This is a genomic window from Actinoplanes sp. CA-030573 (assembly GCF_050951115.1).
GTDB lineage: Bacteria > Actinomycetota > Actinomycetes > Mycobacteriales > Micromonosporaceae > Actinoplanes.
This window is the reverse complement of the sequence record NZ_CP192038.1, coordinates 666250-692828: the sequence shown is the minus strand read 5'-3', so window position 1 is coordinate 692828 and position 26579 is coordinate 666250. Positions and strand designations below refer to the sequence as shown.

Genomic DNA, 26579 nt, shown 5'->3' with positions numbered 1-26579 from the left:
ACCTCGCCACCATCTGTATGACGCGTCAGCCGAAGGAGATCGTTGCCTCCGGCACGCCCCGGCCCCGGGCCACCTCGGCGGCCTCGGCCTCGATCTCTTTTCGGCGGCCGGGCGGCAGCGGGACGAACGTCGTCAGGCTGAGGTCGACCCTCTTGCGGCCGGCCATCTTCGCCCGCCAGACGCCCATGATCTCCCCGTCGAGCAGCAGCACGCCCGGGTTGCCGAGCACCCGCCACACCTCTTTCTGCTGCGCCCGATCGGGCACCAGCAGGTCGCGATCGCGGGCCTGGATCAGCGGATCCATCGCCGGCAGCAGCCGCACCCCGGCCGGCGGCTCGGCCTTCACAAGATCGTCCACGGCGGACTCCGGCAGCCACGCTTTACGGCCGTCGACCCGCACCTCGGCCAGCCCGCTCGACGGCCACACGCCTTTCATCTCGGTCGTCGTGCTGCCCAGGTATTTCCCGACCTCGGCCGGAGTCGCGGGCCCCAGCAGGCGCAGATAGGTCGTGATCAGCTGCTCGATGCCATCGTTCTCGCTGGGCTGCGGTGGAGCGTCGGGAATCGGGCCGAGCATCGCCTCGCGGCCGCGCGACTCGACCTCGACGCCGCCGGCCAGACCCGGGTGCTGCCAGACGTTGCCGGCGATGTGCCGGGCGCCGCAGGACCGGCACTGGTAGGTGAGCTCGCGCGGGACCCGTTTGCTCACCTGCGTGCTGACCTCGCCGCGAGGCATCGAGTCGGTCACCACCTCGCGGAACGCCGACGCGGTGGCGGTGAACGCGGCGATGCCGAGCTTCATGCCCTCGGCGATCTGGGTGCTGCGGATGCGCGCCGACGCGTCGGCGTCGCTGACGGGCCACAGCTGTTTGACCAGGGTCGCGAGATCGGCCCGGCGATGCAGATGGGGTGCGCCGCGGGCGGCCCACACGGTGATCAAACGATCGTCGTCGAGGGCGGCCGACGTGCGGGCGGACAGGGCGACGAACTGCGAACCGGGCGAATACTCCTGGACGCCGAGGTCGAGGACGGCCAGGTCGGCGGGACGTTTCCGGGAGCGCTCGGCCAGGCCCAGAGCGGCCACCCGATATGCCATCACCTGTGCACGGTCGACGCTGACCACGGCACCCTCCCGGGATCGCTGGTGCACCCACCTCCGGGTGCGACTGCTAAGTGCGACGACCGTACCGCCGGGCTGCGACATTTTTCAGGCGATCAAGGCGGGAGCCGCCGCGCACGTCGAGCAGCTCCCACGTGTCCAGGCTGCTCGGGCCGTGCGGGCCGACCTGCAGGATCGGAGGCTCCCCGGTCAGGCGGTAGCCGCAGCGCCGGGCCACGGCGGCGCTGGCCGTATTGGACGGGTCGATCCGCAGGAGAAGGCGGGTAAGTTGCAACGTGCTCCGCGCGTACGAGCTGAGAAGTGAGAGTGACCCCGACGCGAGCCCGCGCCGTCGATCGCGCGCGCCCACCAGATAGCCCAGCTCGGCCTCGCGGAGGCCGGCGTCGACGCCGAAGAGCAGGACCTCCCCGAGCGGGCGACCGCCGTCCTCGGTGATCGCGAGCTGGATTCGCTGGCCGCTGACCCGGCCCTGGTGAGCACGCTTGAGGTAAGCGATGCCGGCCTCGACGTCGAAGGGCGAGGGCATCGGCGTCCAGCGCGCAATGTCCGGTTCGTCGAGCATCGCGACGAGATCATCGAGGTCTTCCGAGCGCCATTCGCGCAGGACGATGCCGTCGCCCGTCAGCGTGAGCGGAAAGGGAAGACGGCTGGCGGACACCTCTTGATCCTGCCCGTAAGGACCCGGTTCCGGCCAGTAGCGATGGTTATGAAGGCCATGAGTGATTCGTCATGGCACATCGCCCGCTATGCGAAGTGGACGATCGCGGACCGCCGTGCGGCAGGACGGCGGAGGAAGGAATACCTTTAGATCTCGTGGACGAGCGGACTGCGTTGGTGACGCGGCGGGGCGAGACTTACGGTGGTCGATCGCGCGAGGAGCGGGCATCGGACCGCCGCGAACGGATTCTCGATTCCGCACTGCACCTCTTCGGCACACGCCACTACGACGACGTCACGGTGGCCGAGGTCTGCGCCGGCGCCAAGGTCTCCAAACGGTACTTCTACGAACATTTCGCCGACCGTGCCGACCTCGTCCGCGCACTGCATCGCCAGCAGAACAAATGGCTGCTCACCGGCGTCGCCGCAGCCACTCCGGAATCACCCACCAGCCTCGACGAAATGCTCCAGCCCGCGGTGCGCCGCCTGCTCGACATGCTGCGCGCCAATCCGGAGCGCGCCAAGGTCATCTACATCAACGCACCCCGCATGGAAACGCGACGGCGGGGCGTGCTCCGCGAGGACGCCCAGTTCCTCGCGCACCTCTTGCGCCGGGTGGGGACTCACCCCACCAACGAGCTCCGGTACGAGCGGATGCTGCTCGCGCTCGTGGCCGGCCTGAGCGAGGTCATCATCGACTGGCTGTCCCAGGGCATGGTGGAGGACCCGGGTCCGCTCGCCGATCATCTGACCGACTACTGCACGGCCGTGCTGCAGCAGCTGTAGCCGTCTCCGCCGCGCCTCGATCAGCCCTCTGCCCGGCTCCGCGCCAGGCGCCCGCCCCACGCCGCCTACGCTGAGCCCGGCTGCTTGGCCCCGCCCTCGGCCTAGGCGCTTCTGCTTGCGGTGATCTCCATTCCGGCTGCTCGGAGGCGGGTCACCAGCGCGTCGCCGAGCGCGGTGGCCGGGGTCAGCACGCCGCCCTCGGACGGCGGCAGCGCATCGCGGTCGTGAACCAGAGCCAAGGCCGACTCGCTCAGCATGACCGCCGTGGCCGCGTAGCCGGGGTCACCCTTGGCCCGGACCCGCGCCGAGTAGCGGGCGCCCGAGGTCGTCGTCGCGAAGATGTCCATCGTGAAGTGCCCGGAGTTGCGCGCCTTCTCGCTCGGTCCCTCCCCCGGTTTGGGCAGCACCCGGTCGAGCACATACCGGGTCGGCGGCAGCGAAAGGCCGGCCATCAGCGCGCCGAGCCCGAGCCGGGTGCCGTGCGCGATCACCGGCGAGAGCGGCGAGGTGCCCACGCTCATCGCTTCGCGGTACCGGAAGGCTCGGCCGTACTCCCACTTCCTCAGCGCGTTGCTTCGCCGCACCACCCGCGTGTTGTAGGACGCCATGACGAACGGGGCCAGCATCCCCCGCAGCCGGGGGTGCACCTTGGACGCGTCGAGCACGGCGGTGTCATCCTGCCGGCCGAGGTCCGGCTCCTTCGCGCGGTCGGGGCTCAGCGAGTACGGGCTGGCCGCGATCTTGCGCAGCTTCCGATCGGTCTTGACCATGTCGAGCTGGTGTCGCATCGAGTCGATCGTGCCGCCGCTGAAGCCGCCCTTCATGCTGGTGACAACCAGCGTGGTGTCGGCGAGCTCGCCGGCGCCGTCGGCCTTGACCTGCTGATCGAGCACATGCACGCCGATGTCCGAGGGGATCGAGTCGAACCCGCACGAATGGACGATCCGGGCGCCGGTCGTGCGGGCGAGCTCGTGGTTCTCGTCGATGCTCTCCCGCGCGAACAGGACTTCACCGGTGAGGTCCACATAGTCGGTGCCGGCCGCGGCGCAGGCCCGGACGAGCGCTTTGCCATATTTGGCGTAGGGCCCGACCGTGGTGATCACAACCTTGGTCGCATTGGCGAGCTTCTCCAGGGCCGGCACGTCGGCGGCGTCGGCCACCAGGATCGGCCAGTCGACGCCCAGACGGCCCCTGACCTCGGACAACTTGCTTTCCGACCGTCCCGCAAGGGCCACGCGCGTGCCCTTCGGGGCGTGCTCGGCCAGATACTTCGCCACGAGCACGCCGACAAAGCCGGACGCACCATAGACGACGATGTCGTGATCACGGACCCGCTCGCTCATGGTCGCTGATTCTCCATCAGGATCCCGCCCCCGTCGCGGCAAGTTACCGATCGGTAATTAAAGATCGGTCGTTATCGGTCATACTCGTCATAAAGAAAGATCAAATAGGGCAATCGGTGAGAACAACGTCACCTTTCCCCTGTCGAGCTTGGCCAATGTCGTGGCCTCGTGGTTACCGTCGGCCGGTCCCGCAGTCGCGGGCACCGCGGGTGGAACGCCGAGTCCCTGCCACCGCCCGCCGGAAATCGAACGCGTGGCAGGGAGCGGGGGACCCAAGTTCCTCGGCGCGGAGATCGCGCCTCGGGGTGAAGCCGCGGAACGAGCGGCCGGGCACCTCAGCCCGAACCCGACAGCTGACCTCGTAGGCGTGGAGGTTTCTCTGTCATGGCACAGATCCGCAAGCATGCCCGCACGTCGCGGGCGCGCAAGCACGCCCGTCTCGCGCTGGGCCTCACGGCCGCCGGCGTGGCGGGCACGGCCGCTCTGCTCGGACCGGCTTCCCCCGCCCAGGCGTCCAGTGTGAACTGGGACGCCGTCGCGCAGTGCGAGTCGGGTGGCAACTGGAGCATCAACACGGGCAACGGCTTCTACGGCGGGCTGCAGTTCACCCGCGGTACGTGGAAGGCCTACGGCGGCGGCAAGTACGCCAGCACCGCCAACAAGGCCAGCCGCTCGGAGCAGATCAGGATCGCCGAGAAGGTCCTGGACGGCCAGGGCATCGGCGCCTGGCCGGTGTGCGGCAAGAAGGCCGGCTCCTCGAAGCACTACAAGGCCAAGCACACCACCGGCTCCAAGTCGTCCTCGACGTCGAAGTCTTCGCACAAGAAGCACTCGACCTCCTCGAAGTCGACCACCCACAAGACGACCAAGAAGTCGTCGAAGTCGTCGCACGTGGTGACCCGTGCGACGACCGCGAAGGCCACCGGCAAGACCTACGTCGTCCGCTCCGGCGACACGCTGTCGGCCATCGCCACCCGCAATCACATCAAGGGCGGCTGGCACACCCTCTACCAGCTGAACCATGGCATTGTCTCCAACCCGAACCTGATCTTCCCCGGTCAGCGCATCGCTCTCTGATCCACCGCTCGCGACCCGGTCGCCACTCCCCCGCGGTGGCCGGGTCGCATCCCCGCGGCATGCCTCAGCCCTTCGGTGTCACGAACTCGGGCTGGTCGAGCACGCGTAGCCAACTGCCGTCCGACTGACGGCGCACCACTTGGGCGCGCGCTCCCGCGCCGTCCTTCGGCGGCGTCGAGGTCAGCGCCAGGTCGCCACTGATCAAAGTGGGCAGCGGCGGCTCCGGCTGGAACGACGGCATCTTCGGCAGCACGTCCTCCCAGAACTTCTGGATCGCCGCCCGGCCAACGGTCTGCTGACCTGGCGGGTAGGCCATGACAGCGTCCTCCTCGTACAGCAGCGCGATGCCCTCGGCATCCTTGGCGTTGGCGCGCTCCACGAAGAGACGGGTCAGGTCTTCCGGCTTCATTGCCTTTGCTCGTTCGGTCATGCCGCCACTCTTCGCCGACCACAAGCAGAAGTCCAACGCATAGTTGTTCTCGTAGCTAGAATCCCCAGTTATGGAACTGCGCCAGCTCGAGTACTTCATCGCCGTGGCCGAGGAGGCCAACTTCACCCGGGCCGCCGAGCGCGTACGCATCAGCCAGTCCGGTGTGAGCGCTCAGATCCGTGCCCTGGAGAAGGAGCTGGGATCGCCGCTGTTCGACCGCTCGGGCCGGGTCGCCCGACTGACCACGGCCGGGAAGGCCGCCTTTCCGTTCGCTCAGGCAGCCCTCGAGAATGCCCAGGCCATGCGCGAGGTGATCGACGCGGTCAACGGGCTGGTCCGCGGTCACCTCACGGTCGGGATGGTCCGCGGCTGCGAGGTCAAGCCGCTGTTCGCGGCCCTCGCGTCGTTCCACGACGAGTACCCGGCGATCGAGCTCGAGCTCGTGGAGGATGACTCGGACTCGCTCATCAAGCGCGTGCTCGCCGGCTTCTCCGACATCGCCCTCGTCGGTGTCGCCGGCGAGCTACCGTCGCAGCTGACCGGCCACGTGATCGCCCGGGAAGGCCTGGTAGCACTGGTTCCGCCCGGCCATCCACAGGCCGGAAAGAAGGACTTACCACTGCTCGAGATCTTGTCGTACGCTCTCATCACGTTGCCCGAGGGAACCGGCATTCGCGCCGCATTTGACGAGGCGTGCTTGGCCGCGGGCAAGTTCCCAGATGTCGCGTTGGTCGCGTCGGCACCCACAGCCGTCGCCGAACTGGCGTCGCGAGGATTGGGCATTGCGGTGTTGAGCGAGTCGATGGCGTCGCTGCATCCGGGTTTGGTGGCCGTGCCGATCTCGGGGGTCGAGCTGCCGGCGCTGCTCGCTCTGGTGTGGCGGGATCGGCCTAGTCCGGCCCTGGCCGCTCTGCTGCCGCATTGCAGACGAGAGTTCGGCGAGAGCCGGACGGAGGTTGGTTGAGAACTCCACAGCGACTACCGGTCATGGAAGGACTGCCGCCACGGAAATCGGTGCCGTCGGGCAGTCATGGCCGGTTACCGTCGCGGCCATGACCGATACCTCACTCCGGCACCGCCTCCGGGCCGCGCTCCCGGCTGCCATGAAATCGCGCGACCGGGCGGCCACGGCGGCACTGCGCGCCACGCTCGCTGCGATCGACAATGCCGAGGCGGTCGTGCCGGCCGATGGCGCGTCGAGGGGGCTCGCCATCGAAGAGGCGCCGACCGGCGTCGGTGCGGCGGAGGTGGAGCGGCGCACGCTGAGCGAGGAAGAGATCGAGCGGATCGTACGGGCGGAGCTCGCCGACCGGGAGACGGCGGCCGACCAATACGAGCGTGCCGGGCACCCGGACCGGGCGGAACAGCTCCGCAGTGAGGTCCGTGCGCTGGCGGCGCACCTGCCGCCGGCCTGACCGTCCTCCCGCACGGCTCAGAACCGCCCGCACGGCTCGAAACCGCCCGCACGGCTCAGAACCGCAGGGCCTCCGCGATCGGGGTCTCGCCGGCGAACAGCTCGAAGGTGACACCAATGGTGGCGGGCGTGGTGAGGCACGCCGCGAGCACGGCCGCGACATCGTCACGGGGGATAGGTCCGCGGTTGCCCAAGGTCCGGGAGACGGTCACGAGACCCGTGCCGGGGTCGTCGGTGAGGTGACCGGGGCGGACAATCGTGTAATCGAGGCCGCTGGCCACCACATAGGCGTCGGCTTCCGCTTTGGCCTCGAGATAGGGCCGCATGGCGCCCGATGAGGCCGGGTCCTGGGCACCGATCGACGAGACCATGACGTAACGATTCACCTTCTGGTCCATGGCGGCGTCGGCGAGCTTGACGGCGCCGCCCAGGTCGACCGTGCGCTTCCGGGCGGGGCCGCTGCCCGGACCGGCGCCGGCCGCGAAGACCACGGCGTCGGCGCCCTCTACGTAAGCGGAGAGGGACGGGTCGTTCTCGAGGTCGCCGATCACCGGGACGGCGCCGACCGCGCGCAGGTCCTCGGCCTGCTCGGGCTTGCGGATAAGGCCGCGTGCGGTGTGGCCGTCGGCGGCGAGCAGCTTCAACAGGCGGAGGGCGACCTGACCGTGGCCGCCGGCTACGAGGATGTCCATCCCTCAGTCATACCCCGGCGTCCCTAAGGGCGATCACCGATTGAGGGTCGCGAATCGGCTGCATAGCGTGACCAGCGTGTCCTTCCTTAACGATCTCCTCGGCGGAATGCCTCCGATCCTGGTTTACGTGGTCGTCGGCGTGCTGGTCGCGGCCGAGTCGGCGATCGTTGCGGGCCTGGTGCTGCCGGCCGCCACGGCGCTGATCGCGCTCGGGTTGCTGGCCAACGCCGGCACCGTGCGGATCGGGCCGGCGCTCCTCGTGGCCGTGTTGGCGGCACTGGCGGGCGGGACGGCGGCCTTCCACTCGGGGCGGCGGCGTGGGCCCCGGCTGCGGACGACCCGGCTCGGGCGGTGGATCGGCGAGAAGCGCTGGCATCGGGCGGAACGGCTCTTCGCCCGGTACGGCGGGCGGGCCGTCTTCCTCGGTCAGTGGATCGTGGGGGCGCGAACCCTCATCCCCCGGCTCGCCGCGATGAACGGGGTCCCGTATCGGCGGTTCGCCGCCTGGCACGCGCCCGCGGCGATCGCGTGGTCACTGTGGATGGTCGGAGCCAGCTACCTGGCGGGTGCGTCCTACGACCTGCTCGTGGCACGGGCCGGCCACGCGGGTGGGGCTCTCGCGGTGCTGGCCGCGATCATCGTCGGATTGATCCTGGCCGGTCGGTGGGTCGGGCGGCACCCACGACCGATGCACGCGCTGGTCGGTATGGTCCGGCCGCGCACGGCCGCCACATTTCGCTCCGGCCCTGGCCCGCGCGCATTGGAGGCAGCTTCCGCCGAGGCGGCTTTGGGTGGAGCGACTTCAGCTGAGGCAGCTACCGCGAAGGCGGCTTCCGCGAACAGGGTGGCGAGCTTCTCGGGGCGGGTGGCAGCGTGGCGGCCGCGGCCGGCGACGGTTGTCGATCTGGCGCTCAGTGTGATGGCACTGTTCGGGCTGGCGGCTCTGCTCGTCGTGGTGGTGCCGGTGGTGGTCCGGTTCAGTGGGCTGGCGGATGCCGATGCGGCGATCGGTGGTTGGGCCCGTGGAGAGTGGACGTCGGACGGCTACCTGTTCGCGCTCGATGCGGCGATGTTCGCGGATCCGGGGGTGCTCTTCGCGGTGGCCGTGCTGGTGTCGGTGGGCCGGTGGCTGCTGCGGCGGTGGCGCGGGGAGAGCGAGGGGCTCCTCATGGCGGTGGGGCCGGTGCTTCCGGTGGTGGTGCTGGCGGCGGCGATCTCCTGGGCCACGCCGCCGAGCTGGGAGGTCTGGGAGACGCCGACTTCGGTGGTGTTCCCGCCGGTGAGCGAGTTCGACGGCTACATCCCGTTCGAGGCGGCCGGGCCCATCGCGTCGATGGCGGCGGGACATACCGCTCAGCTGGCCGCGGCCGTCGGGCTGTTGGCGTGGATGCTGGCGGCACACCTGCCGTGGAAGTGGCGGGTCGCGGTCTGGACCGGAGCCGCGATCTATGTGACGGTTGGCGCGGGGTCGTGGGTTTACCTCGGGTGGAGCCGCACCAGCGAAACGATTGCGGCGGTGCTGATCGGTGCGGCCTGGGCGGCTCTCAACGGTGCCATCTGGACGAGTCCGCGTAAGCGTCCGGCGCCGGAACCGGTCGCGCCGGCGCCCGCGCTTGCCGACAGCCTCGCCGTTCGCTGATCCGGCTCCCGGCAGCGGCCGTTGAGGAAACGGCGGCCGCGACCAAGAGGGCACCTTAAGTGAAGCGGCGGCTCAGGTGAGGCGGCCGACCGCGCCGTAGATGGCGACATCGGACGCCGTCGGCCGCTCGGACTCTGCGCGAGACGGGCGCCAGTCACTGACCGCGACGATGCCCGGGTCGACCAGCTCCAGACCGTCGAAGAACCGGCCGAACTCGGCGGCGTTGCGGGCGCGTGCGTCGGTGCGACCGGAGGCGAGCAACTCCTCGTGCTTGGCGACCTGCTCGGGCGGAGCGAAGTCGAGCGTCAGGTTGCTGGCGACCAGATAGCTGCCGGCGGGCATCGCGTCGAGCAGATGGCGCACGACCGTGGCGGCCTGGTCGTCGTCGTGGATGAAGTGCAGCACGGCGACCAGCAGCAACGCGGCCGGCTGGGCCGGGTCGATCACGGCCCGGAACTCGGGGTGGGTCAGGATCTCGTCGGGTGAGCGGAGGTCGGCCTCGACGTAGCCGGTGCGGCCCTCGGGCGTGCCGACCGTCAGGGCACGGGAGTGGGTCATCACGATCGGGTCGTTGTCCACATAGAGCACCCGCGACTCGGGCGCGACCCGCTGGGCGATCTCGTGCGTGTTGTCGGGGACCGGCAGGCCGGTGCCGACGTCCAGGAACTGCCGAACCCCGGACTCGGCCAGGAACTTGACGCTGCGGCGCAGGAAGTCGCGGTTCTCCCGGGCGGCTATACGCGCGGTGGGAAACGCCTTGGCCAGCAGATCGCCCGACTCGCGATCGGCGGCGAAATGGTCCTTGCCGCCCAGCCAGTAGTTGTACCGGCGAGCTGGGTGCGCCACCGAGGTGTCAATCCGATCCACGATCAAAGTTAACTACGTGACGGGTCCTCATTGGAAGATCACGCCAGGTCCGACAGCGAGACCCCGGGATCCGCGAGCCGGCGCTGGTCGACCACGGCGCCCGAGCGGATCAGGGCCTCGATCGGCTCGGTCACGTCCCAGACGTTGACGTTCATACCGGCCGCGACCTTGCCGCCGACCAGCCAGAACGCGATGAACTCCCGGGTCGCGAGGTCGCCGCGGACGACCACCTCGGCCGACGCGTCCGGCGCGACCCAGCCGGTGTACTCCATGCCGAGGTCGAACTGGTCGGTGTAGAAGTACGGCAGCTTGTCGTAGCTGACGTCCTGGCCGAGCATCGCCTTCGCCGCCGCCGGGCCGGTGTTCAGCGCGGTCGCCCAGTGCTCGACCCGAATGCGGTGCTTGAGCAGCGGATGGTCGATGTTCGCGATGTCGCCGGCCGCAAAGATGTCCGGGTCGCTGGTGGCGAGCCGCCGGTCGACGAGCACGCCGTTGTCGACCGCGAGACCGGCGTCGGCGGCGAGCCCGACGTTCGGCGTGACGCCGATGCCCGCGATCACGACGTCCGCGGTCAGGTTGCTGCCGTCGGCCAGGCGTACGGTGTCGCCGTCGATCGCCTCAAGGCCGGTTCCGAGGTGGAGGGTCACGCCGTTGGCCCGGTGCAGGTCGGCGAAGACCTGGGCGATCTCGTCGCCGAGCACGTTCCGCAGCGGCAACGGGGCCAGCTCGATCACGTCGACGGTCGCGCCACGGGTGCGGGCGGCGGCCGCCACCTCGAGGCCGATCCAGCCGGCGCCGATCACCACGACGCGGGTGCCTTCGGAGATCGCGTCCGAGATCCGCTTCGAGTCGTCGAGCGTGCGCAGGAGGAGGGCGCGATCGCCGCCGGGAACGGGGAGAGGCCGCGGGGTGGCGCCGGTGGCGAGCAGCAGCTTCTCGTACGCGATCTCGTCGCCGCCGTTAGTGCGGACGGTCTTCGCCGAACGGTCCAGGGCGGTGACCGTCGTGCCGGTGCGCAGAGTGATGTCGTGCTCGGCGTACCACTCCGCCGAGTGCACGAAGGGACTGTCCGGCTCGTCCGTCCCGAGCAGCAGGCCCTTGGAGAGCGGCGGTCGCTCGTACGGCCGGACCGCCTCGGCGCCGATGAGCGTGACCGGGCCCGCGAAGCCCTCGTCGCGCAGGGTTTCCACTGCCTTGGCGCCGGCCAGGCCGCCGCCCACCACGACGTACGTCATGGCCCCATCTTCGCAGCAGAAGCGACCGATGGAACCTTGCCGGAAGCGACGGGCGCACGGCCTGGCGCAGCCGGACGACCGCGGCCATTACGCCCGAACGTGCGCGGCCGGCCGGAGGACCGCGGCCATCACGCTCGGCTGCATGATCTCCTGGCACATGCGGGCCATCTCGGCCGGGCCGTGCGGGAAGCCCGCCTTCACCCACCAGCTGAGCAGGCCGACCAGCGCCGACGCATGGTACTGGGCGAGGATCTCCACCGGCTGGCGCGTCCCGTGCTCGGCCAAGTGATCACGCAGGGCGTCGTAGAGCAGCCGATGCAGGTGCGCGGTGCCGACCGCCTGGTAGACGCGCTGGTTGCGGTACGCGTGGGCGAAGATCACGCCGAGCGGGTCGGCTCGGTCGGTGCGGTCCATCCCGCTCAGCTCGCGTTCCAGATCGCCGCGCAGGTCGTCGAAGCAGGAGGCGAAGAGCGCGTCCTTGTCGCGGAAGTGGGCGTAGAACGTGGATCGGCCCACGTCGGCACGGTCGAGCACGTCCTGCACGGTGACCTTGTCGTAGCCGCGTTCGGTGATGAGTCCGACGAGCGCCTCCTGCAGGGAGCGACGGGTGCGCCGTACGCGTCGATCCTGGTTTCCGGCCAATGTCGCCACCTCTGTTCGGTTCGGGACGGATGACCCGGATCAACCGTTGACCCTCCTCAGCGTAATCGAACACGCTGTTCATAAGCGAACGACGAGTTCAGGAGGAACGATGCAGGTGCACATCTTCAGTCACGCCGACACCTACGACCGACACGCCGGCCGGCTGGGCGCCCGGCTCTACGCGCGGGTGGTGGAGGACGCCGCCGCGGAGGATCTGCCCGATGGCGCCCGGGTGCTCGATGTCGGCACCGGACCGGGCCGCATTCCGCGCGCCCTCAAGGCGAAACGCCCTGAGTGGACGGTCGACGGGGTCGACATCGAGCCCAAGATGATCGAGTACGCCCGGGGCCGCGACCCGGAGAACCGGGTGACGTTCACGGTCGGCGACGTAGCGGCCCTTCCCTACCCGGATGCCAGCTTCGATCTGATCGTCTCGTCGATCAGCCAGCACCACTGGGCCGACGTCGAGGGCGGCGTTCGGGACCTGCGGCGGGTGATCCGGCCGGGCGGACAGGTGTGGATCTACGACGCCCGGTTCGCGCTGGGCAAGGCGTTGCGGGCGGCGCAGAAGAGCTTCGATTCGGTGCGGAAGGAGCGGAAGTCACTGTTGATCGCCCGGCTGACCGCCCGCGCGTGACCGGCCCGGCACGAGCGGCCACTCGGGCGGGGGCGAGGTGGGCGCGGGCCAAGAAGACGGCGCGGGCTCGGCGTGAACGCGGCTCACCGGCCGGGTCGGGATGCGGACGGAGATGGACGGTTCGTCGATGACCGAGGAGGGCGAGAAAGCCGGGGTGGCGGGAGGGGACATGCGGTGCCGGCCGATCGCGCGACGATCGTCCCAGCGCCGGTCCGGGCGCGGCCAGTAGCCGGGCTGGGACGAGCGGCGGTCGCCCTCCCGGCGGCGGTCGGGGATGAAGCCGGACATCTCGATCGTGGCGCCCACCCACAGCAGGTCGGTGTCGGTGCGTACGGGCTGGGTGCGCTCGTCGGTGGCCCGGTTCTCGGCCCCAATGGTCAGCAGCACCCGGATGAACCAGACCAGCGTTGCCGCGCCGGCCACGGCTCGCAGAGTGAGGGTGACCGCGTTCTCCGTGACCAGGGCGGAGGCCAGCGTCAGGGCGGCGGCCGCGCCCAGCTGCAACTTGAGCCGCAGTGGAGACGGCGGTACCGCGGCCCGCCGAACTACCAGTTCGAGCCCCAGGTAGAGGAAGGCGTAGGCCGCCAGCGTCGCCAGCGCGCAGCCCTCGAGGCCGAACGACGGCACCAGCCAGAGGTTGAGGGTGACGTTCACAGCGGCGGCCAGCAGCGTGGCGACCGCGGCCGCGCCGGTGCGGCCGTCGGCCATCAGCGTGCGCGTGACGGCGAGCTGGCCGGCGTACGGGATCGCCGTGATCAGCACGAGGCAGACGACGAAGTGCAGGTCCTCGGGGTGATAGGAGGAGGGCGCCCAGACGCGCAGCACGAGCGGGGCGCCGCACGCGAAGCCGGCCACCACCGGCAGCATCAGGCGGTAGAGGGCGTCACGGCTCGACGCCAGCACCGTACGGCGCTCGGCCTCGTCGGAAATGCCGAAGAAGCGGGGCATCCAGGCCGAGTTGAGCACCGACAGCAGCAGCATCGGCATCGAGGCCACGTTGTAGGCGACCTGGTAGCGCGCCACCGCCTCGCTGCCCATCTGGGCCTCGATGATGAGCCGGTCGGAGACGGAGAGGACGAAGGTGCTCAGCGCCGCGGGGACCAGCGGGAGCGCGAATCGCAGCGCACGGTCGAGCACCACACGGTCGCGCCAGAGCATCAGGACCGGCGGGGCCACCGCGAGGCCGAGCAGGGCCGCCACGAACTGGGCCGCGACTTGGCCGCCCAGGAAGACCTCGGCGGTGGACCGGTAGAACTTGACCAGCCCCAGCGCGAGGGCCTCGGCCACCACCGACTGGATGAAGCTGACCGCGCCGAAGAGGGCGAGTTTGTCCAGGCTGCGCAACAGGCCCAGCGAGATGGTCGTGACCGCCGACGACCCGGCCCACAGCACCGCCCAGCGCAGCGCGGCCTGCTGGTCGCCCATCTGCAGCGCCGGCGCCCAGATCGGCACCGTGAAGTAGAAGGCGGCCGAGATACCGGCACTCACCGCCAGCGCCGCGAAGATCAGCTGGTGGGCGCCGCGCGGGTTGCCGAAGGTCGAGTACTCGCGCTGCACGGCGGTCTGCAGGCCGAGTCCGGCGAAGACGAAGAGCACCTGCATGACGGCGTTGGCCGAGGTGATCGTGCCGAACTCGGAGAGGCCCAGCACCCGGGTGGTGACCGGGGTGAGGAGAGCCGCGCAGATGATCTGCACGGCCCACATCAACATGTAGAGCGAGTCACGCCCGAAAAGCTGCGAGACGTGCCCCTTGCCGGCCGTGGGAGGAGGAGCCATCAAGCTCCCGTGTACTCGAACATGACGGTGCCGTCGGAGGAGTAGACCGTCTTCCAGAGCGGGGAGGCGGCGAACGCGTCGCGCAGGGCAGCGAAGCGGGACGGCAGGTGCAGGCCGTACTCCCAGCCGTAGTACGAGGACGTCGGCGACCAGAACGCGTACAGGCGGGAGGTGGGGTCGGTCGAGCCGGAGTAGGTGACCAGTTCCCCGGTGAGGCGCTCGACGTCGGACTGGGTCGGCGCCTGGTTGATGGTGAAGCCGTAGTCGGTGTCGATGTCGCCGCGGTAGAGCGAGATGTGGTCGTCGGGGCCGGTGATCGGTCCGCTCGGCAGGTCACCGGGGCCGATGATCAGGCAGTAGTTGACGGCGCCGGCGGTGGCCGTCTGCGCGTACATCTGGAAGCCCTCGCGATCGGCGCGGCGCATGACGTTGGATGCGTCGAGGCTGAACGTGCCGATCAGGAAGTCGGCGGTCAGCACCGCGATGATCAGGCCGCGCGACCAGGCGAGCCGGAACGGGAAGGCCTGCGCGGCCAGGACCGCCAACCACGGCAGGGCGAAGAGCGTCGCCCGGAAGATGCCCTCTTTTCCGTACGGGTGCGCCACGATGATCGCCACTCCGGCACCGGGCGCGCAGGCCAGCGCCCAGGTCGACAACGAGCGGCGACGACGCCAGAGCGTCACGAGGCTGAGCACGCCGAGGATCATGAGGCTCAGCGCCAGGCCGGCCTCGGTCGCCAGGAACACCGGCAACTTGCCGAGCCCGCTGGTGGAGCCGGGTGTCGGCGGGGCGAGGTTGCCTGTACGGCCGAGGTCCTTGAGGTCGACGAACTTGCTGAGATCGGCCCAGTTGATCGCGGCCCACAGCACCGCGGCGCCGAGGACGATGCCCGGCAGCCACCACGGCTTGATCGCGCGCAGCACGACGAGCACGCAGAGCGCTCCACCGATGATGTAGGGGCTGAGTTGATGGGTGATCGCCACGGTTACGGCCGGCACGGCGATCGCCGGGATCTTGTAACGCAGCGGCAGTGAGGACAGCGCGAAGCCGAAGATCAGGATGCCGAGCGCGAAGCCGACCGACTGCGGCGAGAAGTAGTCCTGGCCGATGGTGTCCGGCAGCAGGACGAAGAGCACGGCCAGCCAGGCCAGGTTGCGGTCCTTGATGAGCTGGCCCGCGAAGAAGCGCATGGCCGCGATCCGGTAGAGGCCGATCAGCACCGGCCAGACGATCGCCAGGTTGATCGAGTCGCGGATGCCGGCCGCCTGCGCCAGCCAGGCCATCCCCGAGAAGAAGCCGGGCCAGCCGTTGTAGACGTCGACGGTCGACTGGAGCACGTGCTGCTGCCGGATCTGCTCGACCAGCTCGACGTGCTTGGCCGCGGACTGGATGCGCGGCAGGTCGTAGAGCAGCGCCGGGGTGCCGGTCAGCACGATCAAGAGCAGGACCACGCCGATTCCGTACGCGCGGTAGATCGCCAACGAGAGAACGATCAGCGCCAGTCCGATGTACCAGAGCGGCCCGATGCGTACCAGGAATCCCCACAGCCCCGGGTCGAGGTGACGGTTCATCATGGCCGCCACCAGGCACAGGATCGCGCCGGTCCCGGCCATGAGCTCGCCCGTGCCGATCTTCGGGAGCAGCGGCCCGGAAATCGATCGAGACTCGCGAGGCAGGCTCCGCCGACTGATGGCCGAGGCGCAGCCGGCGACGTGCAGCCCGGCGGTGACGGCGCCGACGATCCAGGTGGCGAGGGTGGGCTGCCACCAGCCGGCGTCGAGCATGACCGTGGACACGATGACCAGGATGCTGATCGAGGCGCCGGTGCTGAGCGCCAGCCGCAGCGGCAGGCCGATGCGCGGCAGCAGGGCGAACGGCGCCGCGCCGATGCCGAACATGAAGTAGGCGACGAAGCCGGTCGCGCGCATCCAGTCGACGCCGGAAACCAGGCCGACGACGCCGACGAAGAGGGCAAAGAGGCTTGCCGCGGAGATGATCAGGCGGTCGCGGGCGGTGTCGTCGGAGGCGCGGTCCGGCGCGAGGACCGGCGCGGGAGCGAGGAGCGTGGTCACGAGCCCACCGCCCGGCGGGCGCGCAGGTAGAGCACCGGGCCGGCGAGGTAGCCGGCGAACTCGCGCCGCATCGCACCCGACGGCGGGGCGATCGTGTCATTCAGCCGCTTGTTGGTCTGGGTGCGGATCCGGGCGATCTTCACGACCCCGGCCGGCACCCGCATGAGCAGCTGGTTGCGGGTGGCGTTGTTCATCAGCAGCTTCATGAGGTACGCGGTGAGCCCCGTGCCGTAGCCGTACATCTGCTTGAGCAGCGATTGCTCGTCGGCCCGGTGGTGGTGCCAGACGACCGCCGACGGCTCGTAGGCGATGGCACCGCCGTCGAGCAGAACGCGTACGAAGATGTCGAGGTCCTCGCCGCCGCGGGTCAGCGTGCCCGCGCCCAGTGCCTCGTCGAAGCCGCCGATGCGCACCAGGCGCTGCCGGTCGAAGGCGAAGCTGGCGCCGGTGCCGAAGATGCCGGCCGAGAACGGGTAGAGCACGCCGTATTCGTCACGCATGGACAGGTCGAAGAACTGCGGTTCGCACCGGGTCGACCAGGAGGCGAGCCGGGCGTCGAAGTAGGCCTCGGAGCCGTTGCTGATTGCCGCCGTGCAGACGAGTCCGGTCACGCAGGCGACGTCGGGACGACGTTGGAAGCCGCGGACCAGCCCATGGATCCACCGGCTGTCGACCGCCACGTCGTCGTCGGTGTAGGCGACGTACCGCCCCCGGGCCGCCGCGAGACCAGCGTTGCGCGCACGAGAGAGTCCCGGCCGCGGCTCGCGGACGTAGCGGAACCGGCGGTCGGCGGCGGCGTACTTCTCGACCAGCGCCCGGGTCGAGTCGTCGCTCGGCGCGTTGTCGACGATGACGAACTCGACCGACGGATAGCTGACCGCGGCCAGCCGGTCGAGGCAGGCCGGCAGCGACTCGCTGCGGTTGCGGGTGCAGACCACCACCGAGACGAGGTCGTCCGCGGCGACATGGTTGGGGCACGTGCGGGTCGGCGCCGGAGCCCGCCAGCCGGATCGCTCGGCCTCCTCGGGGATCGGCGCGCCCTCTTCGATCAGGTGCGCGACCAGCGGACGGCCGAGCTCACGCCAGGCCGCGTCCCGGATCTGGTCGATGTCGCGGGGCATGCCGGTGCGCGCCAGCGTGACGTAGCCGAGCGGCTCGCCGTGCAGCCGGATCAGCACCCGCATCGCGACCTCGTCGCGCGGCGGCACCATCGACGAGGTGGCGTCGCCGGCCAGGTCGAAGTCGCAGCACCAGATGCCGGTGCCGGTGGAGGGGGTCATCGCGGTGGCTCCATCGGGGTGGAGGGTGCGAACGCGGGCGAGGACGCTGCCGGCAAGACCGAGCAGCTCACGGCGCACGAGATCACGAGGGCTGAGGGTGTACGGGTCGGCCAGCTCGCGCAGGAGCGCGGCCGGCGTGGTGTCCTGCCGTACCTCGACGCGGGGCAGGGCGAACCGGGTGGCGGGTCCGGGCTCACGGACGGTGGTGGTCAGCGCGAAGGCGGCGGAGTATCCGGCCGCGCGGACCCGGGAGCGCACCCGCCGGTCGTGCTCGCCGTGCGGATAGGCCAGGAACCGTGGGGTGCCGAGGCCGAGCCGGCCGACCGCGTGGCGCGATTCGGCGAGGTCGGCGCGCAGCTCGGCGTCGGGCAGGGTGGTGAGATGCGCGTGCCGGCGGGTGTGTGAGGCGACCTCCCATCCCGTACGCCGGAGGCAGCCCAGTTGGTCGGCGGTGAGCAGCTGCAGCTTGGCCGCTCCGCGCGCGACGTCCCAGGCGTTGTATCCGCCGATCTCGTCGCTGACCGCGCAGACGATCGCGGGGATGCCGTGCTTCTCGAGCAGCGGGGCGGCGGTGGTCAGTACGCTCTCGTAGGCGTCGTCGAAGGTCAGCAGCACGCTGCGCGGCTTGAGCGGCCGCCCGTCGAGGTGCTCGAGCAGGTCATCCCCGTCGATGAAGGTGCAGCCGGCCTCCCGCAGGGCCTCGATCTGCCGCTCGAAGAGCTCGGGACCGACGCTGTAGGGGGCGATGTGCGGATCGTCGATGTCCTCGATCGCGTGGTAGGCGAGCACCCGCACGCCGCTGCCCGAGTGCCGGACCAGGCCGCCGTGCGCGCGGGCCCCGCCCCAGTAGGCGATGTCGCGCAGCTTGGCGAAGAGGAACTCGGTGGCGAAGTCCATCCGGCCGCGGTCGACCCGCGCGACCACCCGGTCGACGACCGCCCGGAACGGCGTCGGCGGCAGCATGGACAGCGCCTTGGTCAGCCGGCCGTCGAGGGTGCGGCCCCGGTGACCGCGGTCGAGCACGGCGCCGAGGCCGGGGTGCTTGCGCGAGAGCAGGGCGTCGGAGCGGCCGGCCTGCGCCCACTGGCGGATGTTCTGGGCGGCGGTCACCACGTACCGCTGGTAGGAGACGGCGCGGGGGCTGAACCGCAGGCGGGTGCCCTCCTGCAACAGCCGGTAGACGAGATCGGTGTCCTCGCCGCCGAACGTGCCCTCGGCGGTCAGCAGACCGTCGAAGCCGCGGATTCTCGTGAACCACTCCGCGCGTACGGAAAGCTGGCCGGTGAGGAAGTCCTCGACGCCGAGTTGGCCGCCGGAGAGATCGAGGCGCTGGCGTCGCTCGGCGGCCCACCGCTCCACGCCGCGGGTGAGGATGTTGACCGGTGAGCGCTCGTCGATCCGGATGTGGCCGACGACCGCGTCGGCGCCCGCGAGCAGGGTGCGCTCGTGCTGGATGATCAGGTCCGGCTCGACGGTCATGTCGTCGTCCAGGAACAGCAGGAACTGCCCGCTGGCGGCCGCGGCGCCGGCGTTGCGGGCCGCGGCGGCGCCCTGATTGGCCTGGTCGATCACCTTGAGCGGCAACGGCAGCGCGAGGCCCCGCAGCGCCTCGACGGTGCCGTCGGTCGAGCCGTCGACGACCACGATGAGCTCGCACGGCCACGGCCGGTCCGTCGCGGCGATCGACGCCACGGTGTCCAGCAGGATATTCCGCCGGTTATAGGTGGGAACAATGATGCTGAAGCGGAACGGAGTCGCGTTCACGCCCTGATTCTCCCCGGCATTTCGCGCCATTGTGCGGTTTATCCGGCAGCCGTGGTGAGGGCGCCCCGCCGCAGCGACTCGACCGCGTATCCCAGCACCGTGCTGCCCAGCCCAAGCACGACGACGCCGGCCCGCACCAGGCCGACCGGGTCGCGCGGAGCGGCGGCGACCCCGCGCACGACGGCGGCCGGCAGCGTCTCCCGCACATAGGTGCGCTCGGCGGAAAGGCCGGCGGTGGCGCCGCGCAGCAATGAGACGATCCGCTTGGAGCGTCCCTCGTGATAGCAGCGGCGGACGAAGTAGCCGACCGTCTGCCGGGCCGCCGGCACGTGGTGGTCGACCGCGGCCGACGGGTCGAGCACGACCGTGCGGGCCGGGTCGTGCGCGGTCACCCGGATGCAGAACTCGGTCTCCTCGCAGCCCACCGGCGTGGCGCCGACCCGGCCGATGGCGTCGGAGAAGCCGCCGACCTCGGCGAAGACCGACCGGCGTACGGCCATCGAGGCGCCGATCGGGTTGCGCACGGTGGTCCGGGACTCCGGCTGCCCGCGGTAGCTGCAGCCGACCACCCAGCCGAACTCGGCCGGGAACCAGCGCGGCGGGTGGCCGCCGGCCCAGTCGGCCACGACGGCGGTGCCGGCCACCGCCACCTCGGCGTCGGCGAAGATGCCGCGCAGGGCGTCCAGCCAGCCCGGGCGGGCGACTGCGTCGTCGTCGAGGAAGGCAACCACGTCGCCGCCGGCGGTCTCGACGCCGGTGTTGCGGGCGTCGGAGAGTCCCTGCTCACCGGCGTTGGCGACCACCACCGCGCGCGGAAAATCGGCCCGGGACCGGGCGAGCAGGGCCTCGTTGTGGTCGATGACGACGACGAGCTCGTCGCCCTCGCGCAGCTGCCGCTCGACCGACTCGCACGCGCGGCGGAAGTCGTCCCAGCGCCGTTCCGTGTAGCTGCAGATGACGACGCTGATCGAGAGCATCCGGGCCGTTCCTTCCCGCCGCATTTCCGAATGGCTCCGGGAAATACGGCGGGGCGGCCCGCTTCATGAAGACAACGGCGGAACTATGTACTTTCAGTCGAAGTTCAGGCCACCGGTTCGGGTGCGCTTGAGCTCGAAGAAGTCGGGGTACGAGGCCAGCGCCACCGCGCCGTCGAAGACCTTCAGCGCATCCTCGCCGCGCGGGATGCTGGAGAGCACCGGCCCGAAGAAGGCGACGCCGTCGATGTGAATCGTCGGGGTGCCCACGTCGTCGCCGACCGGGTCCATGCCCTCGTGGTGGCTGCGGCGCAGTTCCTCGTCGTATTCGGTGCTCTGCCCCGCCTCGGCCAGCTCGGCGGGCAACCCGACCTCGGCCAGCGCCTCGCGGACGACCGCCTCGAAGTCCTTGTTGCCCTGGTTGTGGATGCGGGTGCCGAGCGCGGTGTAGAGGTCGGCGAGGACCTCGTCGCCGTGCTTGACCTTGGCGGCGGTCACCACCCGCACGGTGGCGAGCGAGCGGTCGATGAGCTCGCGGTACCACTCGGGCAGGTCGCGGTTCTCGTTGAGCACGTAGAGGCTCATCACGTGGAAGCGGAGATCGACGTCGCGCTGGCGCTTGACCTCGAGCATCCAGCGGGAGGTGATCCAGGCGAAGGGGCAGGCGGGATCGAAATAGAAGTCGACTTTCGTCACGCCTCGAACGTTACGCTCGGGCCGGGTCCTTCGCCCGATCCAATTCCGAGCTTTCCCGTTGGGCCAGTGTGATTGCTGTCGCTTCGACACCGGCCATGATCAGGTCGACGCCGAACCGGTAGTACCGCTCGGTGTCGGGCTCCTTGGCGTAGGTCGCGCCGAAGGCGACCATCATCGGGTACTTGTCGACCGGCAGGCTCTCCAGCGCGAGCCGCTTCTGCCGGCGCCACTCCCCCGCGGCCTCGACCGGCACGCTCATCGGGCAGTCGGGCTGGGCCTGCACCAGGCCGATCGCGGAGTGCAGCAGGTGCGACGCCACCCAGTACGCCTCCTCGACGTCGAAGCCGCCCTGGGTGAGCAGGGCGAGCGCGTCGTTCGAGGCGCGGATGAAGCTGTCGCCCTCGCTCTTGTCGACGGCGAACATGAGATCGGGCAACGAGGGATGCTGGCGCATCACCGTGACGAGCGTCTCCACCATCGCGCGCAGCTGCTTGTTCCACGGGTCGGAGGCCGCGCGGTCGGAGCGGACCGACGCGAGCGCGTGATCGACGATGCCGACCAGCAGCTCGTCCTTGTTCTTGAAATGCCAGTACAGAGCCATCGGCGTGACACCTAGCTCCTGCGCGAGCCGGCGGATGGTCACCGCCTCGACGCCCTCCTCGTCGCCGAGGCGCAACGCCCGCTCGGCCACGGCCGCCTTGCTCAATCTCTCGCTCGCCACTTGACAACCATACAACGTACAGGTCTGATATACGAAGTACATGTACGGCGTACAAGGACGACGTACAAGGACGTTGTACAGGGGGATCCCGTGGAGAAGAACCGCCGGTGGTGGGCGCTCGTGGCGGTGGCGCTCGGCACCTTCATGACCTACCTCGACAACAATGTGGTCAATGTGGCGCTGCCCTCGATCCAGCGAGATCTGCAGCTGAGCATTTCCGGACTCGAGTGGATCGCCAGCGCGTACGTGCTGGTCTTCGCCGGCCTGCTGCTGGCCGGCGGTCGCGTCGCGGACGTGCTCGGCACCCGCACCGCGTTCTTCGACGGCCTCGCGATCTTCACCCTGGCCTCGGTCGCCGCCGGTCTCGCGCAGAACCAGGAGATGCTCATCGGCGCCCGAGCCGTGCAGGGTATCGGCGCCGCGCTGCTGACCCCGGCCTCGTTGGCGCTGATCCCCCAGCTGTTCCCGAACCCACGCGAGCGTGGAACGGCGATTGGCGTCTGGGGTGCGGTCGGCGCGCTCGCCCTCGCGATCGGCCCGTTCACCGGCGGCTGGCTCTCCCAGCACGCCTCGTGGGGCTGGATCTTCCTGATCAACGCGCCGATCGGCGTGGCGACCGCGATCCTGACCGCGGTCAGCATCCCGGCGACCCGGCGGGGCACGGCCCGCGGCTTCGACCTGCCCGGCGTGCTCACCTCGTCGATCGCGTTGTTCGCCCTCACGTACGCCCTGATCGAGGGTGAGTCGCGCGGCTGGACCTCGGGGTTGATCCTGGCGTCGTTCGCCGTTGCCGCCGTCGCCGCGATCGGCTTCGTGGTGGTCGAGCTGCGTTCGGCCAACCCGATGATGGACCTGGGCATCCTGCGGCAGCGCGTCTTCAGCGGCGGGCTGCTCGCGATGGGGCTGTGGGCGTTCGGCGTCTTCGGCATCTACTTCTACACGGCGATCTACCTGCAGAACGTGCTCGGCTTCTCGCCGACCGAGGCGGGCTCGGCCTTCGTCCCGATGGCGCTGGTCATGGCCGTGGTCGCCACCGTCGCGCCGCGGCTCGAGGCCCGCTTCGGCGCCGGTCGCACGGTCGCGCTCGGCCTCGGCATCATGGCCGTGGCGATCTTCGGGATCTCCGGCTACGGCGAAGGCACGACCTACGCCGACCTGTTGCCGTGGTTCCTCTTCTACGGCGTCGGCGGCGGCATGCTGGTCCCGCTGAACAACGTGATCGTCGGCGCGCTGCCGGCCGAGCGGGCCGGCGTCGGATCGGGCATGCTCAACGTCTCCCGCGAGGTCTTCGGCCTGCTGGGCATCACGATCCTCGGCGCCATCCTCACCAACCGCTCGAACGCCGCCAGCGGCGCCGAGCTGCACCGTTACCTCGCCGGCTACCAGTTCTCGCTGGTGGTGGCCGCGGTCCTGGTCGCCGTCGGCGTCCCGGTGGCGCTCTGGTCACTGCGCTCGGTGCGCACCGCCCCGCCGGTTCTCGTCCAGGAGCCGCAGCTCGAAATGGTCTGAGCCGTCATCGGCCCGCGGCGCACCCCCGGCCGCGGGTCGTTGGCGCGGCCCCTTCTTTGGCGCGGCCCCTTCTTTGGCGCGGCCCCTCTTGGCCCGGCCGCCGGCTGGGCGGGACGGCTACGGTGGCTCCATGGAAGATCCGACGGCGCGGGCTCGCCGGGTCTGGGACACGATGGCGCCCCGATACGACGAGGCCATGCGGTTCTTCGAGCGCGTGTGGTTCGCCGGCGGTCGCGAGTGGGTGTGCTCGCGCGCTTCCGGTGCGGTCTTGGAGGTCGCGGTCGGGACCGGTCTCAACTTGTCGCGCTATCCCGCGGGCGTACGCGTAACCGGTGTTGATCTGAGTCCGAAGATGCTGGAGTTGGCGTCCGCCCGGGGCCGCTCGACGAATCTTGCCGTCGCCGACGCCTCGGCCTTGCCGTTCGCTCCGTCCTCCTTCGACGCCGTGGTCTGCACGCTGTCGATGTGCACGATTCCGGATCCGCGGGCGGCGATCGCCGAGATGCACCGCGTCCTGCGCCCCGGGGGAAGCCTGTTGCTGCTTGATCACGTGGGCAGCCGATGGTGGCCGGTGTGGGGGCTGCAGCGAATCGTGGAGCTCTTCACTGCGCGCTCGGGCGAGTATCAGACGCGCCGCCCGCTGCCGTGGGTCATCGAGGGCGGCTTCGAGGTGACCGAGCGCGAACGGCTCAAGCTGGGCACGGTCGAGCGGGTGGCCGCGCGCCGCTCATAGATGCCGCCGGAACCATTCGGTGGCGAGACGGTCGACTTCCCTCGCCTGCGGCGTCTGCGGAGCCGCGTCGGTGCCGGGTTCGTCGGCGAGAGCATGACCCATTTCCGGTACGACGTCCCAGGCCACAATGGCGTCATGTGCCCGGAGTGCCGGCACCGCACGCCCGACCGGCTCGACAATCGCGTCCACCATGTCGTCCGCGCCGGTGATGAACCGGATCGCGGTCCCGCTCAGCTCGCCGGCCCGGCGGACGAAGTCGATGCGATCGGCCACGGCGGCACTGTGGTCGGTCCAGCGGTAGCTCGTGCCGTGCATCGCCGAGATGGCGTCGATGCTGCTCCGCAACTGAACGACGGGGTTGATGAGGACGGCGGCCCTGACGTCGACGCCGCCCTCGGCCATCACGAGTTGCGCCGCGGCCCCGCCCATCGACCCGCCCATGACGCCGACCGGCGCGTCGGCATCGATCCGCAGCTCGTCACGCAGCGCGGCGAACGCCTTCGGAAACTCGGCGAGCGCCCCCAGCGTGACGTGGCGGTGGACGTTCATGACGGCGTCTTCCTGGATGAGGCGCCAGAGCTCGTCCGGGCCGCCCTTGGGAAGACGGCGCCCGCTCATCGGGAGTCCCAAGTAGACGCGCCAGGCGTTGAGGCCGTCGAGCGGGACCGCAGCCGAGAACGCTTCTTCGGTCCTCGGCGCGTCGAGCAGGTGGTACGCGATGATCACCCCTTCGGGCCGCTCAGCGTTGCGCCGCTCTTCCCTGCCCGATTCAACGGGACTTATGGCGACGAAAGGCACGCCCGCCGCCGTGCCGGTCAGCCTCTCCATGCCGCCTCCCGCTTGCGCCGCTTGCGTCCGCGCATCAGCGTCAGCAGCGCCGGCCCTTGCAGTCCCGCGCCGAGGCCGGCGAGCAGGCCACCGGGCAGATAGGTGTCCGTCTTGGCCGGGATGGCGTACATCATGAGACCGATGCCGGTGAGATAGACGGCTCCGCCGACGATGGCGCGGGCGAGGGTCCGCCTCCGTGGGAGACTCACCTGGGCCAGACTAGTGCGCCTCGTCCGGATAGATCTTCACCCAGTCGACATCCATCGAAACTTTCTTCGGCGTCGCTGCGTTCCGGCAGGGAATGAAATCGTTGCAGCCCTGGTCGAGCTGCAGCGCAAGGTGCATCTTCGACTCGGTGGGCAGTCCACCGTCGAAGGTCTGGCCGGTGACCCGGAAGGTCTCCACACCGTCCAGGTAGTAGACGACCCGGTCCGCCCGCCAGTCGACCGCCACCGTGTGGAACTGGGTGAAGTCGACCGGCGTCGAGCTGCCGATCTTGTCGTCGTCCTCCCCGTGATGCAGGTAGTGCAACACGGATTGCCGCTGAGGGTCGTTGACCTCGGCCACGTCGATCTCCCCCACCCGCGGCCAGTCCTCGTTCTCCAACGGCCAGAGCAACACTTCGGCGCTGTAGCCCGCCCCCTTGTCAACCCGGAAGCGAACCTCCCAGCGGCCGTACTTGAGCTGCGTGGTCGACATGAGCCCGGCCCCGACGTCCTTGCCGGCAGCAGCGTCGAAGCCGCCGGTGAGATGCAACATGCCCCCGCCCACGCTGACGGCCGCACTGCTACGCGGCGGCTCCTTGTCCGGCGAGTCATAGACGAGCCAGTCCTGCCCGTCGAGCTCCGAGCCGTTGAAGTCCTCAACAATCACCCGGGGCGCGGCGGATTGCTCGGTGGCGTCGTTCCCGACAAAGGCAGCGGTAACGCCGGCAACCACAGCCACGGCCGCAACAATCACGGTCTTGCTCATCGGATCCGCCTCCGACCTTCACCGTTGCACGGCAGGTCGCCCGAAATCCGGCGAACGACAAACTTGAAGGGTGCCCCCGGTAGGAATCGAACCTACGACACACGGTTTAGGAAGGCAGTACGGACCATCCGCTCGGACGGCCCCTGAGCAGCGACGACGCCTCGACAGGCGCTCCCGGTGCTCTACCCTTGGCACGCATTTTGCGTGCCGGATCTGAATACGCGGCCGGACGGCCGACACCCGCCTATGCATCGGCGACCGACCAAACGACACCCGCAAGAGCCGCGGCAATCCGGCCGTTCATCCTTTCCGCGTCGGCATCGAGGCATTTGGCGTAGACGGCCAGGACGACCTCCGGCGAGTTGCCCGCACGCTCGGCCACCTCGGGCACCGAGACCCCGGCGTTCAGCCAGGTCGTACGGCCGGGCCGCCAGCGGCGACGCCACCTGGGTAGGAGCAGCCCGAGTTGCCGTGCTTCCTTCCACACCCGGGAGTAGGTTGAAGCCCCGACCGGCTTACCGCCCGGGCTGCGGAACAGCGGAGCACCAGGCCGCACGCCGAATCGACGGATATGCCGCCGAAGTAGCGCGACGAGTTCCGACGGGATCGGCACCCGCCGGGTCTCCCTCTCATCACGGTGCTCAGTCCCCGGTCGTCATGCACCTCGCCGCTGTCGGTCCACCGCCGCCCAGCCGCCGGGCGGGTCACATCGAGC

The 26579-nt window shown here is 70.0% G+C and carries 26 protein-coding genes and 1 riboswitch; of the genes, 8 read left to right on the top strand and 18 right to left on the bottom strand.

The genetic code is table 11. The annotated features are described in order from the left end of the window. Positions 1-25: 25 nt before the first annotated feature. On the bottom strand, positions 26-1096 hold the full coding sequence (locus ACQP2F_RS03190; RefSeq protein ID WP_433307324.1) for a DNA glycosylase AlkZ-like family protein: 1071 nt from the start codon (positions 1094-1096) through the stop codon (positions 26-28). A 73-nt stretch (positions 1097-1169) separates the two neighbouring features. Beyond that, a complete protein-coding gene (locus tag ACQP2F_RS03185; protein WP_433300462.1) occupies positions 1170-1778 on the bottom strand; it encodes a GNAT family N-acetyltransferase in 609 nt (202 codons plus the stop codon). 155 nt (positions 1779-1933) lie between these two features. Here ACQP2F_RS03185 and ACQP2F_RS03180 point away from each other — a divergent pair, with 155 nt between their 5' ends. Next, positions 1934-2563, top strand: a complete 630-nt coding sequence (locus ACQP2F_RS03180) for a TetR/AcrR family transcriptional regulator (protein WP_433300460.1) — start codon at positions 1934-1936, stop codon at positions 2561-2563. A 101-nt stretch (positions 2564-2664) separates the two neighbouring features. Here ACQP2F_RS03180 and ACQP2F_RS03175 read toward each other — a convergent pair whose 3' ends face one another. Next, the gene (locus tag ACQP2F_RS03175) at positions 2665-3906 is read right to left on the bottom strand and encodes a saccharopine dehydrogenase family protein (RefSeq protein WP_433300458.1); all 1242 of its coding nucleotides are present in this window, start codon (positions 3904-3906) and stop codon (positions 2665-2667) included. A gap of 226 nt (positions 3907-4132) precedes the next feature. Continuing rightward, positions 4133-4289: riboswitch (cyclic di-AMP (ydaO/yuaA leader) on the top strand. A gap of 1 nt (position 4290) precedes the next feature. Here ACQP2F_RS03175 and ACQP2F_RS03170 point away from each other — a divergent pair. Next, the gene (locus ACQP2F_RS03170; RefSeq protein ID WP_433300456.1) at positions 4291-4983 is read left to right on the top strand and encodes a transglycosylase family protein; all 693 of its coding nucleotides are present in this window, start codon (positions 4291-4293) and stop codon (positions 4981-4983) included. Positions 4984-5047: 64 nt separating this feature from the next. On the opposite strand, the gene ACQP2F_RS03165 is transcribed toward ACQP2F_RS03170, so the two are convergent. Beyond that, positions 5048-5392: a YybH family protein gene (locus tag ACQP2F_RS03165; RefSeq protein WP_433307322.1), complete on the bottom strand. Its 345-nt coding sequence runs from the start codon at positions 5390-5392 to the stop codon at positions 5048-5050. A 91-nt stretch (positions 5393-5483) separates the two neighbouring features. Between ACQP2F_RS03165 and ACQP2F_RS03160 the strand changes: the two genes are divergently transcribed. Together ACQP2F_RS03160 and ACQP2F_RS03155 are read left to right on the top strand one after the other, a co-directional pair. Further along, positions 5484-6377 carry a LysR family transcriptional regulator gene (locus ACQP2F_RS03160; protein ID WP_433300454.1) on the top strand — a complete coding sequence of 298 codons (894 nt, stop codon included), beginning with the start codon at positions 5484-5486 and terminating at the stop codon, positions 6375-6377. A gap of 88 nt (positions 6378-6465) precedes the next feature. After that, positions 6466-6828 (top strand): GatB/YqeY domain-containing protein, encoded by a 363-nt coding sequence (locus ACQP2F_RS03155; RefSeq protein WP_433300452.1) that lies wholly within the window; start codon positions 6466-6468, stop codon positions 6826-6828. 55 nt (positions 6829-6883) lie between these two features. On the opposite strand, the gene ACQP2F_RS03150 is transcribed toward ACQP2F_RS03155, so the two are convergent. Further along, on the bottom strand, positions 6884-7519 hold the full coding sequence (locus ACQP2F_RS03150) for an SDR family oxidoreductase (RefSeq protein ID WP_433300451.1): 636 nt from the start codon (positions 7517-7519) through the stop codon (positions 6884-6886). 76 nt (positions 7520-7595) lie between these two features. On the opposite strand from ACQP2F_RS03150, the gene ACQP2F_RS03145 reads away from it, so the two are divergent. Next, positions 7596-9158, top strand: a complete 1563-nt coding sequence (locus tag ACQP2F_RS03145; protein ID WP_433300449.1) for a VTT domain-containing protein — start codon at positions 7596-7598, stop codon at positions 9156-9158. 72 nt (positions 9159-9230) lie between these two features. Here ACQP2F_RS03145 and ACQP2F_RS03140 read toward each other — a convergent pair whose 3' ends face one another. The 3 genes from ACQP2F_RS03140 to ACQP2F_RS03130 all read right to left on the bottom strand — a co-directional run bounded on the left by ACQP2F_RS03140 (position 9231) and on the right by ACQP2F_RS03130 (position 11902). Further along, on the bottom strand, positions 9231-10025 hold the full coding sequence (locus ACQP2F_RS03140; RefSeq protein WP_433300447.1) for an SAM-dependent methyltransferase: 795 nt from the start codon (positions 10023-10025) through the stop codon (positions 9231-9233). Between the two features lie 38 nt (positions 10026-10063). Further along, positions 10064-11260, bottom strand: coding sequence for an NAD(P)/FAD-dependent oxidoreductase (locus ACQP2F_RS03135; RefSeq protein ID WP_433300445.1), 1197 nt, complete (start codon positions 11258-11260; stop codon positions 10064-10066). Between the two features lie 87 nt (positions 11261-11347). Continuing rightward, complete coding sequence (locus ACQP2F_RS03130) at positions 11348-11902, bottom strand: TetR/AcrR family transcriptional regulator (protein ID WP_433300443.1); 555 nt, start codon at positions 11900-11902, stop codon at positions 11348-11350. A gap of 109 nt (positions 11903-12011) precedes the next feature. Here ACQP2F_RS03130 and ACQP2F_RS03125 point away from each other — a divergent pair, with 109 nt between their 5' ends. Beyond that, positions 12012-12539, top strand: coding sequence for a class I SAM-dependent methyltransferase (locus ACQP2F_RS03125; RefSeq protein ID WP_433300442.1), 528 nt, complete (start codon positions 12012-12014; stop codon positions 12537-12539). Here the strand turns inward: ACQP2F_RS03125 and ACQP2F_RS03120 are convergent. The 6 genes from ACQP2F_RS03120 to ACQP2F_RS03095 form a co-directional block, all read right to left on the bottom strand. Continuing rightward, positions 12504-14315, bottom strand: coding sequence for a lipopolysaccharide biosynthesis protein (locus tag ACQP2F_RS03120; RefSeq protein WP_433300441.1), 1812 nt, complete (start codon positions 14313-14315; stop codon positions 12504-12506). The two genes, ACQP2F_RS03125 and ACQP2F_RS03120, sit on opposite strands and share 36 nt — an antisense overlap. Then, positions 14315-16387, bottom strand: coding sequence for a hypothetical protein (locus ACQP2F_RS03115; protein ID WP_433300439.1), 2073 nt, complete (start codon positions 16385-16387; stop codon positions 14315-14317). Before ACQP2F_RS03115 ends, ACQP2F_RS03120 begins: the two co-directional genes overlap by 1 nt. After that, entirely contained in the window at positions 16384-19431 is a 3048-nt protein-coding gene (locus ACQP2F_RS03110) for a glycosyltransferase (RefSeq protein WP_433300437.1), read from the bottom strand. Before ACQP2F_RS03110 ends, ACQP2F_RS03115 begins: the two co-directional genes overlap by 4 nt. A 38-nt stretch (positions 19432-19469) precedes the next feature. Continuing rightward, positions 19470-20408, bottom strand: a complete 939-nt coding sequence (locus ACQP2F_RS03105; RefSeq protein ID WP_433300436.1) for a glycosyltransferase family 2 protein — start codon at positions 20406-20408, stop codon at positions 19470-19472. Positions 20409-20501: 93 nt separating this feature from the next. Then, entirely contained in the window at positions 20502-21101 is a 600-nt protein-coding gene (locus ACQP2F_RS03100) for a mycothiol-dependent nitroreductase Rv2466c family protein (RefSeq protein ID WP_433300434.1), read from the bottom strand. A gap of 10 nt (positions 21102-21111) precedes the next feature. Then, positions 21112-21822, bottom strand: a complete 711-nt coding sequence (locus ACQP2F_RS03095) for a TetR/AcrR family transcriptional regulator (protein ID WP_433300433.1) — start codon at positions 21820-21822, stop codon at positions 21112-21114. 90 nt (positions 21823-21912) lie between these two features. On the opposite strand from ACQP2F_RS03095, the gene ACQP2F_RS03090 reads away from it, so the two are divergent. Beyond that, entirely contained in the window at positions 21913-23331 is a 1419-nt protein-coding gene (locus tag ACQP2F_RS03090; protein WP_433300431.1) for an MFS transporter, read from the top strand. A 196-nt stretch (positions 23332-23527) separates the two neighbouring features. Then, entirely contained in the window at positions 23528-24064 is a 537-nt protein-coding gene (locus tag ACQP2F_RS03085) for a class I SAM-dependent methyltransferase (protein WP_433300429.1), read from the top strand. Here the strand turns inward: ACQP2F_RS03085 and ACQP2F_RS03080 are convergent. From ACQP2F_RS03080 to ACQP2F_RS03065, 4 genes are all read right to left on the bottom strand, one after another. Beyond that, positions 24059-24892, bottom strand: a complete 834-nt coding sequence (locus ACQP2F_RS03080) for an alpha/beta hydrolase (RefSeq protein ID WP_433300428.1) — start codon at positions 24890-24892, stop codon at positions 24059-24061. The two genes, ACQP2F_RS03085 and ACQP2F_RS03080, sit on opposite strands and share 6 nt — an antisense overlap. Further along, complete coding sequence (locus ACQP2F_RS03075) at positions 24880-25101, bottom strand: hypothetical protein (RefSeq protein ID WP_433300426.1); 222 nt, start codon at positions 25099-25101, stop codon at positions 24880-24882. Before ACQP2F_RS03075 ends, ACQP2F_RS03080 begins: the two co-directional genes overlap by 13 nt. A 10-nt stretch (positions 25102-25111) precedes the next feature. Next, positions 25112-25864, bottom strand: coding sequence for a glycoside hydrolase family 16 protein (locus tag ACQP2F_RS03070; protein ID WP_433300424.1), 753 nt, complete (start codon positions 25862-25864; stop codon positions 25112-25114). Positions 25865-26108: 244 nt separating this feature from the next. Beyond that, positions 26109-26477, bottom strand: coding sequence for a hypothetical protein (locus tag ACQP2F_RS03065; RefSeq protein ID WP_433300422.1), 369 nt, complete (start codon positions 26475-26477; stop codon positions 26109-26111). Positions 26478-26579: the final 102 nt, after the last annotated feature.

What these genes read in the sequence shown, in the direction of transcription:
- ACQP2F_RS03080 (WP_433300428.1), bottom strand. Translation starts at nt 24,892, where the DNA reads ATGGAGAGGCTGACCGGCACGGCGGCGGGCGTGCCTTTCGTCGCCATA.
- ACQP2F_RS03150 (WP_433300451.1), bottom strand. Translation starts at nt 7,519, where the DNA reads ATGGACATCCTCGTAGCCGGCGGCCACGGTCAGGTCGCCCTCCGCCTG.
- ACQP2F_RS03190 (WP_433307324.1), bottom strand. Translation starts at nt 1,096, where the DNA reads ATGGCATATCGGGTGGCCGCTCTGGGCCTGGCCGAGCGCTCCCGGAAA.
- ACQP2F_RS03135 (WP_433300445.1), bottom strand. Translation starts at nt 11,260, where the DNA reads ATGACGTACGTCGTGGTGGGCGGCGGCCTGGCCGGCGCCAAGGCAGTG.
- ACQP2F_RS03125 (WP_433300442.1), top strand. Translation starts at nt 12,012, where the DNA reads ATGCAGGTGCACATCTTCAGTCACGCCGACACCTACGACCGACACGCC.
- ACQP2F_RS03170 (WP_433300456.1), top strand. Translation starts at nt 4,291, where the DNA reads ATGGCACAGATCCGCAAGCATGCCCGCACGTCGCGGGCGCGCAAGCAC.
- ACQP2F_RS03155 (WP_433300452.1), top strand. Translation starts at nt 6,466, where the DNA reads ATGACCGATACCTCACTCCGGCACCGCCTCCGGGCCGCGCTCCCGGCT.
- ACQP2F_RS03175 (WP_433300458.1), bottom strand. Translation starts at nt 3,906, where the DNA reads ATGAGCGAGCGGGTCCGTGATCACGACATCGTCGTCTATGGTGCGTCC.
- ACQP2F_RS03085 (WP_433300429.1), top strand. Translation starts at nt 23,528, where the DNA reads ATGCGGTTCTTCGAGCGCGTGTGGTTCGCCGGCGGTCGCGAGTGGGTG.
- ACQP2F_RS03165 (WP_433307322.1), bottom strand. Translation starts at nt 5,392, where the DNA reads ATGAAGCCGGAAGACCTGACCCGTCTCTTCGTGGAGCGCGCCAACGCC.
- ACQP2F_RS03105 (WP_433300436.1), bottom strand. Translation starts at nt 20,408, where the DNA reads ATGCTCTCGATCAGCGTCGTCATCTGCAGCTACACGGAACGGCGCTGG.
- ACQP2F_RS03160 (WP_433300454.1), top strand. Translation starts at nt 5,484, where the DNA reads ATGGAACTGCGCCAGCTCGAGTACTTCATCGCCGTGGCCGAGGAGGCC.
- ACQP2F_RS03070 (WP_433300424.1), bottom strand. Translation starts at nt 25,864, where the DNA reads ATGAGCAAGACCGTGATTGTTGCGGCCGTGGCTGTGGTTGCCGGCGTT.
- ACQP2F_RS03120 (WP_433300441.1), bottom strand. Translation starts at nt 14,315, where the DNA reads ATGGCTCCTCCTCCCACGGCCGGCAAGGGGCACGTCTCGCAGCTTTTC.